The organism is Pseudaeromonas paramecii, assembly GCF_039540575.1.
Lineage (GTDB): Bacteria > Pseudomonadota > Gammaproteobacteria > Enterobacterales > Aeromonadaceae > Pseudaeromonas > Pseudaeromonas paramecii.
Genome location: NZ_BAABFC010000028.1, coordinates 22,601 through 35,390 on the forward strand (window position 1 = coordinate 22,601; position 12,790 = coordinate 35,390).

At 65.4% G+C, this 12,790-nt stretch carries 11 protein-coding genes; 8 read left to right on the plus strand and 3 right to left on the minus strand.

The window, feature by feature from the left end:
• The first annotated feature begins 310 nt into the window (after positions 1–310).
• Entirely contained in the window at positions 311–1,495 is a 1,185-nt protein-coding gene (locus tag ABD847_RS15655) for an extracellular solute-binding protein (RefSeq protein WP_345014699.1), read from the plus strand.
• Positions 1,496–2,071: 576 nt separating this feature from the next.
• Here ABD847_RS15655 and ssb read toward each other — a convergent pair.
• Positions 2,072–2,659: a single-stranded DNA-binding protein gene (gene ssb, locus ABD847_RS15660; protein WP_345014701.1), complete on the minus strand. Its 588-nt coding sequence runs from the start codon at positions 2,657–2,659 to the stop codon at positions 2,072–2,074.
• 271 nt (positions 2,660–2,930) lie between these two features.
• On the opposite strand from ssb, the gene uvrA reads away from it, so the two are divergent.
• On the plus strand, positions 2,931–5,762 hold the full coding sequence (gene uvrA / locus ABD847_RS15665) for an excinuclease ABC subunit UvrA (protein ID WP_345014703.1): 2,832 nt from the start codon (positions 2,931–2,933) through the stop codon (positions 5,760–5,762).
• Between the two features lie 55 nt (positions 5,763–5,817).
• On the opposite strand, the gene ABD847_RS15670 is transcribed toward uvrA, so the two are convergent.
• Complete coding sequence (locus ABD847_RS15670; RefSeq protein ID WP_345014705.1) at positions 5,818–6,027, minus strand: hypothetical protein; 210 nt, start codon at positions 6,025–6,027, stop codon at positions 5,818–5,820.
• A 170-nt stretch (positions 6,028–6,197) separates the two neighbouring features.
• Between ABD847_RS15670 and ABD847_RS15675 the strand changes: the two genes are divergently transcribed.
• The 6 genes from ABD847_RS15675 to ABD847_RS15700 all read left to right on the plus strand — a co-directional run bounded on the left by ABD847_RS15675 (position 6,198) and on the right by ABD847_RS15700 (position 10,382).
• Positions 6,198–7,046 carry a sulfurtransferase gene (locus ABD847_RS15675; RefSeq protein ID WP_345014707.1) on the plus strand — a complete coding sequence of 283 codons (849 nt, stop codon included), beginning with the start codon at positions 6,198–6,200 and terminating at the stop codon, positions 7,044–7,046.
• Between the two features lie 67 nt (positions 7,047–7,113).
• Positions 7,114–8,124: a DUF4382 domain-containing protein gene (locus ABD847_RS15680; protein ID WP_345014709.1), complete on the plus strand. Its 1,011-nt coding sequence runs from the start codon at positions 7,114–7,116 to the stop codon at positions 8,122–8,124.
• 62 nt (positions 8,125–8,186) lie between these two features.
• A complete protein-coding gene (locus ABD847_RS15685; protein ID WP_345014711.1) occupies positions 8,187–8,588 on the plus strand; it encodes a DUF2750 domain-containing protein in 402 nt (133 codons plus the stop codon).
• A complete protein-coding gene (locus ABD847_RS15690; RefSeq protein WP_345014713.1) occupies positions 8,588–8,971 on the plus strand; it encodes a DUF2750 domain-containing protein in 384 nt (127 codons plus the stop codon). The genes ABD847_RS15685 and ABD847_RS15690 overlap by 1 nt, the downstream gene beginning before the upstream one ends.
• 119 nt (positions 8,972–9,090) lie before the next feature.
• A complete protein-coding gene (locus tag ABD847_RS15695) occupies positions 9,091–10,017 on the plus strand; it encodes an AraC family transcriptional regulator (protein WP_345014715.1) in 927 nt (308 codons plus the stop codon).
• Positions 10,014–10,382, plus strand: coding sequence for a RidA family protein (locus tag ABD847_RS15700; protein ID WP_345014717.1), 369 nt, complete (start codon positions 10,014–10,016; stop codon positions 10,380–10,382). The genes ABD847_RS15695 and ABD847_RS15700 overlap by 4 nt, the downstream gene beginning before the upstream one ends.
• Before the next feature lie 9 nt (positions 10,383–10,391).
• Here the strand turns inward: ABD847_RS15700 and ABD847_RS15705 are convergent, their stop codons facing one another.
• On the minus strand, positions 10,392–12,641 hold the full coding sequence (locus ABD847_RS15705; protein WP_345014718.1) for a putative bifunctional diguanylate cyclase/phosphodiesterase: 2,250 nt from the start codon (positions 12,639–12,641) through the stop codon (positions 10,392–10,394).
• Between the last annotated feature and the right edge of the window lie 149 nt (positions 12,642–12,790).

Consider the following 12,790-nt stretch of genomic DNA (forward strand, 5'->3'; position numbering starts at 1 on the left):
GGGCGGATCCCGCCGGCCATATCGGATAGCCACCACCAACAGCCCCCCTCCCCTTGCCAGGAGGAGGGAAAGCGATGGCGACCCCGCAAGCAATAGCGCCATTTATTGGCTCCCCAAACGAATCCAGCATTTCCCTCCAAGAAAACCCCTCTGCTCCAATTGGAGTCACCAATTCTGGATGGCCGGCCACGTCAGATGTGCGGTGGCGCAGAATTTACCAAGCCCGTTGCCGCCGAAGCTGGCTATTGATGGCGATTGCTTGATGATGCGCAGCGGACGCCGTGACGTAAGGGCGTGTTGAGGAGTGATGATGAAACCGTATGTAGGCTGGCTGCTGGGATTGTGTCTGCTGGGGGCCGCCGTGCTTGGGGTTGGCTGGCCGCAGGCTGAGCCGGAGCGCCCCTTGGTGATCTGGAGTGGTCGCAACCTGCCCGAGTTGATGGCGCTGGGACGGGAATTCACGGCGCGCACCGGGCGCGCCGTGCTGGTGGAGACGCCGGGCAACTTTGTCGAGAAGTTCGAGATACTGGCGCAACAGGGGGAAGGCCAGGGGCCGGACATCATCATCTGGGCCCATGACCGTTTCGCCGCCTGGGCTCAGGCCGGCCTGCTGGAGCCGATCCCGGCCAGTGCCCTGCCCCAGGGACTCTGCCTGCCCGAGGCGGCGGCACCGCTGCGGGAGGCGAACCATCTGCAGGGCTATCCGCTGCAACTGGAATCCCTGGTGCTGTTCTGGAATCGCACCCTCTTGCCGGCGGCGCCACAGGGCGATGGCGAGTTTGCCCGTCTGGCCCGCACCTTGCCGGCCGGCGTCGATCTGGTGGGCTGGGATCTGAGCTCCCCCTATCACAGCTGGCCCTTTGTCACGGCCGGCGTACCGCGCGGGCTGTGGGTCGATGGGCAGCAGCGGCTGCGACTGGATGCCGATCAGCCCCAGGTGCTGGCCAATATGCAACGGCTCACCGACTGGCTCCAGCAAGGCTGGATGCCCAAGGGCTTGAGCTATGAGCTGGTCTTGGATCGGTTCAGCCAGGGCAAGCTGGCGATGATGGTGGGCGGCCCCTGGGATGCCCGGCGTCTGGATAAAAGTGGCATCGATTACGGCGTCACCGGCTTGCCGGCGCTGGCCGGGCAGGCCGTGCATCCCTTCTATGGGGTGATAGCGGCAGGGATCAGCAGTAACTCCCGTGAAAAGTTGCTGGCGCGGGAGTTTATCGAGCAGTGGTTGTTGACCGCCAAGGGGATGGCGCTGTATCAGGCCGATGTGGACACCGGGCTGGTCGCCTGCTACGGACAGACCCAGGCGCTGAACGCCCGCCGTCAGGCCATCTTGCAGAGCGTGCGACAAGGGGTGCCCATGCCAAGCCACCCGGCCATGCCGCTGTTTTGGAACAGCAGCACGGCGGCCCTGAACAACTATTTCTCCGGCCGCCTGAGCGCCCAGGACGCCTGGCAAGAGGCCCAACTGAGGGTCAATCAGCCCGAGCATCACTAAGGGGCGCCACAACCGTGTCGAGGCTCAGGTTATTCCGCGGTGAGCGGCGGGCCGGGCAAACGGCCCTCCAGCCATGTAGGGCGCAATAGCCAACAGAGTATTGCGCCGTCACCCTGATGCGACACCCGATGGTTCAAACACCATCCAACAATTCGGCGTAATGCGCTGCGCATATTACGCCCTACCGATAACATCGCCCAGGGTGATAGAAACCACCGCGCTACCGCCCTCGCCCGGGCCGAGCGGAGGGAGGCGTGCAGGGGATGGCCCGCAAGGATGCGGGTCAAGCCAGCGCCGGTCCAGGGATGGGCCGTCGCTGGTGACCCCGAAACAACGACCGGAGCGAGGGGGCTTCCCGGGCGCGGGCAAACAGGCCCAGGTTTGCAAAGGGGCGGGCCAGCGCCCCTTTGCCCGCCCCGCCCAGCGATGGTAGGAAAGGAACCCAAGTTCAATAGGGCGGAACCCTCTCCTCCCAAACACGATCCACCACCATTCAACCCCAGACACAAAAACGCCCTGCATCGCAGGGCGTTTTCAATTTCCACTAACCGTTGCGCCATCCGCGCAAGGTCCCGATCAGAACGGGATATCGTCATCGAAGTCCATCGGCGGTTCGTTGTAGCTGGGCTGCTGGGGTTGCTGGCCCTGGGGCTTGGGCGCGGCGGGAGCGCCGTAGCCGCCCTGCTGACCGTAACCACCCTGGGCAGCCGGTTGCTGGGGCTGGCCGTAGCCAGCTTGTCCGGCGGCCGCCGGGGCCTGTTGCGGACGACCCCAGTTACCCTGGCCACCCTGCTGGGCTTGGCCACCCATGCCACCACCGGCGCCGGGGCGCCCGTCCAGCATCTGCATCTCGTTCACCACGATTTCGGTGGTGTAGCGCTTCTGGCCCTGCTGATCCTGCCATTCGCGGGTCTGCAGGCGGCCTTCCAGATAGACCTTGGAGCCTTTTTTAAGGTATTCGCCGCAGATCTCCGCCAGACGGCGGTACAGGACGCAGCGGTGCCACTCGGTGCGCTCCTGCTGCTGGCCCTGCTGGTCCTTCCAGCTTTCGGAGGTGGCGACCGTGATGTTGGCCACCGCGTTGCCGTTGGGCATGTAACGGACTTCCGGATCCTGCCCCAGGTTACCGATCAGAATGACTTTGTTCACGCCACGACTGGCCATAGCTTAGCTCCGCATCTTCTGCTGTCGGGCAGGCCCGACGGTTTTCGTAAAAGGGGCTCATCTTACCAGCTCCCCGGCCCTTTGACATCCGCGCCGGGCGCCCGGCCCATGATCCGGTCGGCAACTGTGCAGGCCAGATCAAATTCTGCCCGCCGCCCCAGATGTCATCCCTGGGCCTCAGCATAGCCGCAAGGCCCTGGCACTGTCTATTCATCCAGTGGACGCTGTGCCATACTGGCGGCTTGTTTGTTCGCCGGGATGTCATAGCGCCATGGACAAGATCGAAGTACGGGGTGCCCGCACCCACAACCTCAAGAACATCAATGTCACCCTGCCGCGGGACCAACTGATCGTGGTCACCGGCCTGTCCGGCTCGGGCAAGTCTTCTTTGGCCTTCGACACCCTGTATGCCGAGGGCCAGCGCCGCTACGTGGAGTCCCTCTCCGCCTATGCCCGCCAGTTCCTCTCCTTGATGGAAAAGCCCGACGTGGACCACATCGAGGGGCTGTCGCCGGCCATCTCCATCGAGCAGAAGTCCACCTCCCATAACCCGCGCTCCACCGTGGGCACCATCACCGAGATCTACGACTACCTGCGGCTGCTGTTCGCCCGGGTGGGGGAGCCGCGCTGCCCCGAGCACGATGTGCCGCTGACCGCCCAGACCATCAGCCAGATGGTGGATCAGGTGCTCGCGCGCCCCGAGGGCGAGAAGCTGATGATACTGGCCCCGGTGGTGCGCAACCGTAAGGGCGAGCACAAGCAGCTGCTGGAGAACCTGGCGGCCCAGGGCTACATCCGCGCCCGCATCGACGGCGAGGTGTGCGACCTCTCCGATCCGCCTGAGTTGGAGCTGCACAAGAAGCACAGCATCGAGGTGGTGGTGGACCGCATCAAGGTGCGGCCGGATCTGGCGCTGCGGCTGGCCGAGTCGTTCGAGACGGCCTTGACCCTCTCCGGCGGCCTGGCCCTGGTGGCCCAGATGGACGAGCCCACCGCCGAGCCCCTGACCTTCTCCGCCAACTTCGCCTGCCCCCACTGCGGCTACGCCATCAGCGAGCTGGAGCCGCGCATCTTCTCCTTCAACAACCCGGCGGGCGCCTGCCCCAGCTGTGACGGCCTGGGGGTGCAGCAGTATTTCGATCGCCACAAGGTGGTGGCCAACGGCGAGCTCTCCCTGTCCGGCGGCGCCATCCGCGGCTGGGACAAGCGCAGCTTCTACTACTTCCAGATGCTGAGATCCGTGGCCGACCACTACGGCTTCGAGCTGGATGCGCCCTTCGACGCCCTGTCGCCGGCCCACCAGCAGGCGGTGCTCTACGGCAGCGGCAAGACCGCCATCGAGTTCCGTTACATGAACGATCGCGGCGATGTGGTGGTGCGCAACCATCCCTTCGAGGGGGTGATCCCCAACATGGAGCGGCGCTACAAGGAGACAGAGTCCAACAGCGTGCGGGAGGAGCTGGCCAAGTACGTCGCCAACCAGCCCTGCCCCAGCTGCCAGGGCAGCCGCCTCAAACAAGAGGCGCGCCACGTCTTCATCGCCGGCATGAACCTGCCGGCCATCACGGAACTCTCCATCGGCGCGGCCCAGCAGTTCTTCACCGAGCTGGAACTGACCGGCCAGAAGGCGCAGATCGCCGAGAAGATCCTCAAAGAGATCAACGACCGCCTGGGCTTCCTGGTGAACGTGGGGCTCAACTACCTCTCTCTGTCCCGCTCCGCCGAGACCCTCTCCGGCGGCGAGGCCCAGCGCATCCGGTTGGCCAGCCAGATAGGCGCGGGTCTCGTCGGCGTCATGTACGTGCTGGACGAGCCCAGCATAGGCCTGCACCAGCGGGACAACGAACGCCTGCTCAAAACCCTGTTCCACCTGCGGGATCTGGGCAATACGGTGATAGTGGTGGAGCACGACGAGGACGCCATCCGCCTGGCGGATCATGTGCTGGATATCGGCCCCGGCGCCGGGGTCCATGGCGGCCATGTGGTGGCCCAGGGCACCCCCGCCGAGATCATTGCCAATGAGCACTCACTCACCGGCGACTACCTGTCCGGCCGCAAGCGCATCGCGGTGCCGGAGCAGCGCCGCCAGCCCGACGACCGCTGGCTCAAGCTGCTGGGGGCCAAGGGCAACAACCTGAAGAAGGTGAACCTCGATATCCCGGTGGGGCTGATGACCTGCGTCACCGGGGTGTCGGGTTCCGGCAAGTCCACCCTGATCAACGACACCCTGTTCCGCATCGCCCATCGCGAGCTGAACGGTGCCACCGTGGAGCAGCCCGCCCCCTACCTGGACATCCAGGGCATGGAGCTGCTGGACAAGGTGGTGGACATAGACCAGAGCCCCATCGGCCGCACGCCGCGCTCCAACCCGGCCACCTATACCGGCCTGTTCACCCCCATCCGCGAGCTGTTCGCCGGCACCCAGGAGGCGCGCTCCCGCGGCTATCAGCCGGGCCGCTTCTCCTTCAACGTCAAGGGCGGCCGCTGCGAGGCCTGCCAGGGCGATGGGGTGATCAAGGTGGAGATGCACTTTTTGCCGGATGTCTACGTGCCCTGCGAGGTGTGCAAGGGCAAGCGCTACAACCGCGAGACCCTGGAGATCAAGTACAAGGGCAAGAGCATCCACGAGGTGCTGGAGATGACGGTGGAAGACGCCCGCACCTTCTTCGACGCCGTGCCCGCGTTAGCGCGCAAGCTGCAGACCCTGATGGATGTGGGGCTCTCCTACATCACGCTAGGGCAGTCGGCCACCACGCTGTCCGGCGGCGAAGCCCAGCGGGTCAAGCTCTCCCGCGAGCTCTCCAAGCGCGACACAGGCAAGACCCTCTACATACTGGACGAGCCCACCACAGGGCTGCACTTCCACGACATCCAGCAACTGCTGAGCGTGCTGCACCAGCTGCGGGACAACGGCAACACCATCGTCATCATCGAGCACAACCTGGATGTGGTGAAGACCGCCGACTGGATAGTGGATCTGGGCCCGGAAGGGGGCTCAGGCGGCGGCGAGATCCTCATCGCCGGCACCCCGGAACAGGTGGCCGATTGTGAGCATTCACATACCGCCCGCTTCCTCAAGCCCCTGTTGACCCGCGGCTTCTAGCCGGCCAGCGGAAGGCGGCCTCCCCACGGGGAGGCCGTCCTCTGCCAGCGCATGACTAGAGACTGCGGTCGCAGGGCGGCTCCTCCTCCTCGGCCGCGGCGGCCTGGGCATGGCGCAGGGCCACCAGGTGCAGCAGCCCCATCACCACCCCCATCAGCAAGAGCCCCGGCAGTATGCCCCCCAGCTGCCACCACAAGAGCGCCAGGGCCAGCAGGGTGATGAGTCCATAGGCCAGCAGGGCCTTGCACACAGGCGTCAGCGTCATAATCCTCTCCTCAATGCGGGATCAGCAAAAGAGCCCAGCCTAGGCCGGCCGCCGCGGCCGCGCTTGATGATTTGCGCCAATCGCGCCGCCGCCGACACCGGCCTTCCCCCAGCCTGACCGCGCGGTGGTAGAGTAGGGGCAACCCACACTGTGATAGCAAGGAGCCACAGATGCACAGACTCACCCTCCCCTCGCCCCTGGTCTCGGTGGCCTGGCTGGCCGACCACCTCCATCATCCGGATCTGCTGGTGCTGGACGCCCACATGGCGCCGCCGGGCAGCACTGAGAACGGGCCTGTGGTGCAGATCCCCGGTGCCCGCCGCTTCGACTTCGACGGCGAGATCAAGGACGCCGCCAATCCCCTGCCCCATATGATGCCGAGCCCGGCGCAGTTCGAGCGCCAGGTGCGGGCCTTAGGGGTCAACAACGATAGCCTTATCGTGGTCTACGACCGGCTGGGGATCTTCTCCGCCGCCCGGGGCTGGTGGATGTTCCGCGCCATGGGCCACGCCCAGGTGGCGGTGCTGGATGGCGGTCTGCCCGCCTGGCAGGCCGCCGGTCACGCCGTGGCGGCGCCCCGCCCCTACGCCGGCGCCACCGGGAACTTTGTCGCCGCCCAGCAACCCGAGCTGTTCTGCGACGCCGATGCGGTGCAGCGAGTGCTCACTGACGGCAGCCGCCCCGTGCTGGATGCCCGCAGCGCCGAGCGCTTCGCCGGCCAGGCCGCCGAGCCACGGCCCGGGGTGCGATCCGGCCACATGCCCGGCGCCTTGAACCTGCCGTTTGCCGATCTGCTGGACAATGGCCGGATGAAGCCGGTGGCCGAGCTGCAGGCCCAGTTTGCCGCTCGGCTGGCGCCGGAGGCCAAGCCGGTGTTCAGCTGCGGTTCCGGCGTCACCGCCTGCATCCTGGCCCTGGGGGCCGAGCTGGCCGGTTGGCAGGGGCTCACCGTCTACGACGGCTCCTGGAGCGAATGGGGTAGCGATCTGAGCCGTCCCGTGGTGCAGGATCCGGTCTGAGCACCGGCGGCTAAACTTGTGAGGTAGCTCAGTGAACCCAACCCAGCTACCTCAACAAGGAGTCGTTATGAACAAACCCATTCTGTCGCCCATCGGCCTGGCCCTGTTGCTGGCCGGTTGCGGCGGCGGTGGTGACAATGCCACCGCCACCAGCCAACTCAGCCTGACCCTCTCCGATGCCCCCGTCGATGGCGCCAAGCAGGTGTGCATCGCCGTCAGTGCCCTGCGTCTCAAGGCCGAAACCGAGCCGGACGATCATATCTGGCAACCCCTGGATCTGCTGGCCACCGGCGACGATGACGGCTGCCTGCCCACCGGCTACCAGATCCCCTTGGATGACAATGGCGAGCCGCGTTTCCTTTATCTCGATCTGCTGCACTACCAGAACGGCCTGGGCCATGCCCTGCTCAGTGGCGAAACCATCCCCAGCGGCAACTACGAGCAGCTGCGCCTGATGGTGGAGGATGGCCGCAGCCACTTCCTCGACGGCCTGACCGATGACTTCCCCAGCTCCTATGTGGTGGACGAGAGCGACACCGTGCTGCCATTGGAGGTGCCCAGCAGCGAGGTGAAGCTGCATGGCTTTACCGCCAGTGCCGACGGCGTGCTCAGCTATCAGCTGGAGTTCAACCTGCGCCATGCCATGGTGCTGCCGGGCCACGGCCAGTACTACAAGCTCAAGCCCAATGGTGTGCGCCTGCTGGATGCCACCACCCTGGCCAGCCTGACCGGTCAGGTGGACGACAGCCTGTGCGACGGGGATCTGAGCCAGGCGGGGGTCTATCTCTACCCGGCGCGGGACGGCAGTGAGCTGGCCTATCTGGGCATGGCCCAGGACACCAGCAGCGGCGGCCCCAGCCTCACCACATTGCTGACACCGGCCAGCGACAGCGAGGCGGCCCACTATCGGCTCGACTATATCGAGCCCGGCAGCTATGACCTGCAACTGGTCTGCAACGCCGCCACCGATGCGGTACCCGAGGAGGGTGAGAGCGACAACTTCGTGCCGGTACTGGGGGCCGGGAAACTGGATCTCACCCTAAGCGGCGGCAGCCTGACGGTGGATTTCACCCCCTAGCCGATTTGCACAAGCGGGGGCCGAATGGGAAGATAGCGCCCCCGCCCTTTCGGAGAACCTGCATGTACCCCTTAACCGACACAGAGCGCAACGCCGCCCTGCAACTGAACGCCGACTACCGCTATGACCATTTCATCAGCAAGGTGGCCCAGCACGGTCTGCTGTGGGTGCTGAAGAACGAGCAGGGGCTGCTGCTGCTCAAGGACGAGGAGGAGACCTGCCTGCCGGTGTGGCCCCATCCCGATTACGCCCAGACCTGGGTACAGGGTGAGCTGGCAGCCTATGTGCCCCAGTCCATCACGCTGGAGATCTTCCTGGAGCGCTGGGCCGATGGCCTGACCCAGGACGGGGTGGCGCTGGCCGTGTTCCCCCTGGTGGATGCGCCCGGCACTGTAGTGGATGCCGCCGAGCTGGCCGAGGCCCTGGCGGACAAGCTGGATCTTGCCGACGACGAGGAGGCCTGATGAGCGAGCATGATGATCCCCTGAACCTGGATGCCGAAGGGCGCTACGCCTACCTGGTCCGCGAAGCCGTGGCCCAGCAGACCCTCTGGATCCTCAAGGATGCCGGCGGCAGCATGCTGCTGGTGGCCGATGGCGAGGAGTGCATTCCGGTATGGCCCAGCGCCGAACAGGCCCAGGCCTGGGCCGATGACGACTGGAGCCAGGGCGAGCCTCACGCCATCCCGCTCAAGACCTGGCTGGATCGCTGGGTCAAGGGCATGACCGAAGACGGCCTCTGTGTGGCCGTGTTCCCCCTGCCGGACGAAGCCGGGGTGGTAGAGCAGCCCCAGGACTTTGCCGACAGCCTGCTGCGCCGTCTGGCCAAGCAGAACCAGCGCCGCTAGCCCCCTGACGCAGGCCGGGAGGTGTCCTGGCTTGCGCATTCGACAGCAATTGACACCTTTAACCTGTTTTTTTATACAGGTTTCGTTATGCTCAGGCTTCCACCACAGGAGGAAGCCTGATGCGTCACCCAGAGGAATACCGCCGTCGCCTGACCCGGGCCCTGCATCATCTGCTCCGTCACCTGGCCCAGCCCCCCAGCCTGAGCGAGGTGGCGGCGGTGGCCTGCTTCTCTCCCTATCACTTTCACCGTCTGTTTGCCGCCGTCATGGGCGAGACACTGGCGGAGTATGGCCGTCGCCTGCGTCTGGAGTGGGCCCTGTTCCGCCTGCTGGATCCCAGCCGGCCATCGGTGGCCCAGGTGGCCCGTGAGCTGGGCTTTGCCAGCCCGCAGAATTTCGCCAAATCCTTCAAACAGTTTTTCGGCCACACCCCCAGTCAGATCCGCGCCTGCGGTGCCTTGACGAGGGTGCGCCAGTTACTGACGGCCCAGGCCCCCGGCCCCTGGCTCACCAGCCTGGATCAGCGGGGCCCCTTGGCCGTCCCCCTCCCCCAACCATCAGGAGACCACCCTATGGATGTCACCCTTGTCCAACGCCCCAGCCAGCTGCTGGCCTATATCCGCGTCGCCGGCCCCTACGCCCAGACCATGCCCGCCGGTTTCGAACGACTGGGCCGCTGGAGTCAGGCCCGCGGCCTGTGCGACGGCGACTGGCTGGCGCTCTACTGGGATAACCCGGAGCAGACGCCGGAGGATCAGCTGCGGGCCGATGTGGCGCTGAGCGTCCCTGAGGGCACCCAGGTCGGCGGCGAAGTGCAACTGCAGACCCTGCCGGCCGGCACCTATGCCTGTTACCGCTGCCGGGTGACGGATGGCGACTTTGCCAGCCCCTGGCAGGCCCTGTTTGGCCAGTGGCTACCCGACTCCGGCTATCAGCCCGCCGAGGGGCCCTGCTTCGAGCAGTACCTCAACGACGGACGGGAGTCCGGCATCTGGGAGCTGAATATCTTCACCCCGGTCAAACCCCTGACGGCGGAGGCGCTATGACACTGATCCGCAGTGATATCAACGAGGAGAATGCCTACTCGGGCTGTGTCCAGGCCGGGGACTTCGTCTATCTGAGCTTCTGTGTCGGCAATGTGGATCAGTCGGTGGAGGCCCAGGTGCATGGCGCCCTGGATGACATGGAACGCCGGCTGCGCCCCCTCGGCCTGGGGCTGGCGCAGGTGGTGCAGGTGGATGTGCTGCTGCGGGATGCCTGGAACATTCCCATCATGGAGCGGGTGTTCAAGGCGCGCTTTGCCGGCCAGTACCCGGCCCGCAAGACCATCCAGACCCTGTTTGCCCATGAGGGACTGGAGGTGCAGATCGACGCCGTGGCCTACCGGCAACCGGCGCCCCCGGCAGGCTAAGGCCGTCGCTCAGCGAAAGTAGCGCTCGGCCAGCTCCGCCGGCGGCAGTGGGCGGGAGAGGTGATAGCCCTGCAGCAGGTGACAGCCGAAGCTGGTCAGGGTCTCGGCCTGGCCGGCGGTCTCCACCCCTTCGGCCACCAGCTGCAGCCCCAGGCTACGCCCCATGGCGATGATGTGCAGCGCCAGATCCCGGCAGCGCCGGCTGGTCTCCAGCTCGGCGATGAAGGAGCGATCCATCTTGAGGGTATCCAGGGGGATGCGGCTCAGGTAGCTCAAGGAGGAGAAGCCGGTGCCGAAATCGTCCAGCGCCACCTTGACGCCCTGCTGGCGCAGGACGGTGAGGTTGCGCTCTATGGTGGGATCCTCGGCGATCAGGGTACGTTCGGTCAGCTCCAGCTCCAGCGCCTCTGGCAGCAGTCCGTTGGCGCTCAGGGCCGCCTGCACGTCGGCGACAAAATCGGCATCCGCCAGCTGCCAGGCCGCCACGTTGACGCTCATCCGCAGGCCGCTGGCCGCCGGATAGTCCTGCCGCCACTGGGCCAGCTGGCGACAGGCCTCCTGCAACACCCAGCGCCCCAGCGGCACTATGAGGCCGCTCTCTTCCGCCACCGGGATGAAGCGATCCGGCGTCACCCAGCCCAGGCTGGAACTGTGCCAACGGATCAGGGCCTCCACCTTGCACAGGGCCCCCGCCTCCGCCAGCAGGATCGGCTGGTACACCAGACTGAACTCCTGGCGGGCCAGGGCCTGCCGCAGGGCACCATCCAGCAACAGACTGTCATGGGCCGCCTCTGCCAACCGCTTATCAAACAGGCACAACTGGTTACGTCCGGCCCGCTTGGCCGCATACATGGCGGTATCGGCATGGCGCAACAGCACCATGGGCTCGCTGGCCTGCTCCGGATAGCAGACCAGCCCCATGCTGAGGGTCACCACCACATGCTGGGTGTCCAGCACGAAGGGCTGACGGAAGGCCTCGGTGATCTGCTGCCCCAGGGCCAGGCCAGCCGTTTGCGCCGACTCACCAGGTGCAACCGGCAAGCGGATGACGAACTCGTCGCCGCCAAAACGGGCCAGGAAGGCCTCAGCGGGGATCAGCTGCTGCAAGCGGCGACCGCTGACCTGCAACAGCAGGTCCCCCAGCAGATGACCCAGGGTATCGTTGACCCGCTTGAAATGATCCAGATCCAAAAACAACAGGGCAAAGGGGCGATCCGGTTCCGCCTGCAACCACTCATGCAGCCGACGGGTCAGGGCATGACGACTGGCCAGCCCGGTCACCTCGTCCACATTGGCGGCCCGTTCCAGCAGTTCCTGTTGCCGCTTGCGCACCGAGATGTCCTTGAGCTGGGCCAGGGCCAGCAACTGCCCGCCCTGCCAATAGGGGCTGAGTTTGACTTGTAACGGGAATCGCCGCCCCCTGTGATCCTGAACCTTGTGCTCATAGGTCAGGGGGAAGACGCTCTCCTCCTGCTGCAGCAGCACAAACAGCTTGCTCAGACTGGTCTGGCCCACAAAGGGCAGAAAGTCCTGCACATGCCGCCCCTCCAGCAACAGCGGCTCCTGGTAGCCAAACAGCCGGGCACAGGCGGGGTTGGCCAGCAGAATGCGGCCCTGCTCATCGTGGATCCAGATGCCATCGGCCAGGAAGCGCACCGCATTGGGAAAGCGCTGGCGGGCCTCCGCCAGCACCAGATAGATAAGCCCCAGCAGACAGGCGGCCTTGGCCAAGAAGGCCAGCAGATGCATCACCGGAGGGATAGGATGCAGATCCAGCGCCAGGGCAAACGCCAGATTCAGGACGCCCCGCAGCGCCAGCAGCAGCCCCACCAGCCGATAACTGTGATTGCCCTGACTCAGCAGCCAACCACTCCACATCAGGCAGGCCCCTAGCAAGAGCAGCCCCACACCACCGGCGAGGGGAGCCGAATATGCAATACCCACCAGCAAGCCGATCCCTGCCACCAGGGCAAACAGACCAGGCCAGCGCCAGTGCAGCTCCCGGCCGATGAAAGCCAGGGAGCCCTGCACATAGAGCAGGCCACCGGCGAGCAGACCCAGCACGATCAACAGTTGTCGAAAAAATAGAAACGACTCGGGTGCCGGCAGGTAATACAGCAGGGTCATGAGCCCAAGGCTCATCTGCCCCAGCCCCCAATAGAGGGCGCTGTGATTATCGGGTTGCACCCGCCACAGCAGCAACAAGGCCAGTCCTAACAGAGCATCCGCGAGCAAGGAGGCGACAAGGAAGTGATCCATAAGCATCCGTGTTGAAAAAGCGCCTGGCCCAGGCTGGCCAAGTAGGATAACTATGGCCTGAGACAGTCAAAAATACACGCCTATACAATAACCTAGATAAAAAAAGGAGCCATAACAGCCCCCTTTGACGCCACAGCTCAAGCCGAGTT

Excerpts from the sequence above, each read along its gene's own strand:
- uvrA (WP_345014703.1), top strand. The coding sequence starts at position 2,931 with ATGGACAAGATCGAAGTACGGGGTGCCCGCACCCACAACCTCAAGAAC.
- ABD847_RS15675 (WP_345014707.1), top strand. The coding sequence starts at position 6,198 with ATGCACAGACTCACCCTCCCCTCGCCCCTGGTCTCGGTGGCCTGGCTG.
- ssb (WP_345014701.1), bottom strand. The coding sequence starts at position 2,659 with ATGGCCAGTCGTGGCGTGAACAAAGTCATTCTGATCGGTAACCTGGGG.
- ABD847_RS15655 (WP_345014699.1), top strand. The coding sequence starts at position 311 with ATGAAACCGTATGTAGGCTGGCTGCTGGGATTGTGTCTGCTGGGGGCC.
- ABD847_RS15695 (WP_345014715.1), top strand. The coding sequence starts at position 9,091 with ATGCGTCACCCAGAGGAATACCGCCGTCGCCTGACCCGGGCCCTGCAT.
- ABD847_RS15690 (WP_345014713.1), top strand. The coding sequence starts at position 8,588 with ATGAGCGAGCATGATGATCCCCTGAACCTGGATGCCGAAGGGCGCTAC.
- ABD847_RS15705 (WP_345014718.1), bottom strand. The coding sequence starts at position 12,641 with ATGGATCACTTCCTTGTCGCCTCCTTGCTCGCGGATGCTCTGTTAGGA.
- ABD847_RS15670 (WP_345014705.1), bottom strand. The coding sequence starts at position 6,027 with ATGACGCTGACGCCTGTGTGCAAGGCCCTGCTGGCCTATGGACTCATC.
- ABD847_RS15685 (WP_345014711.1), top strand. The coding sequence starts at position 8,187 with ATGTACCCCTTAACCGACACAGAGCGCAACGCCGCCCTGCAACTGAAC.
- ABD847_RS15680 (WP_345014709.1), top strand. The coding sequence starts at position 7,114 with ATGAACAAACCCATTCTGTCGCCCATCGGCCTGGCCCTGTTGCTGGCC.
- ABD847_RS15700 (WP_345014717.1), top strand. The coding sequence starts at position 10,014 with ATGACACTGATCCGCAGTGATATCAACGAGGAGAATGCCTACTCGGGC.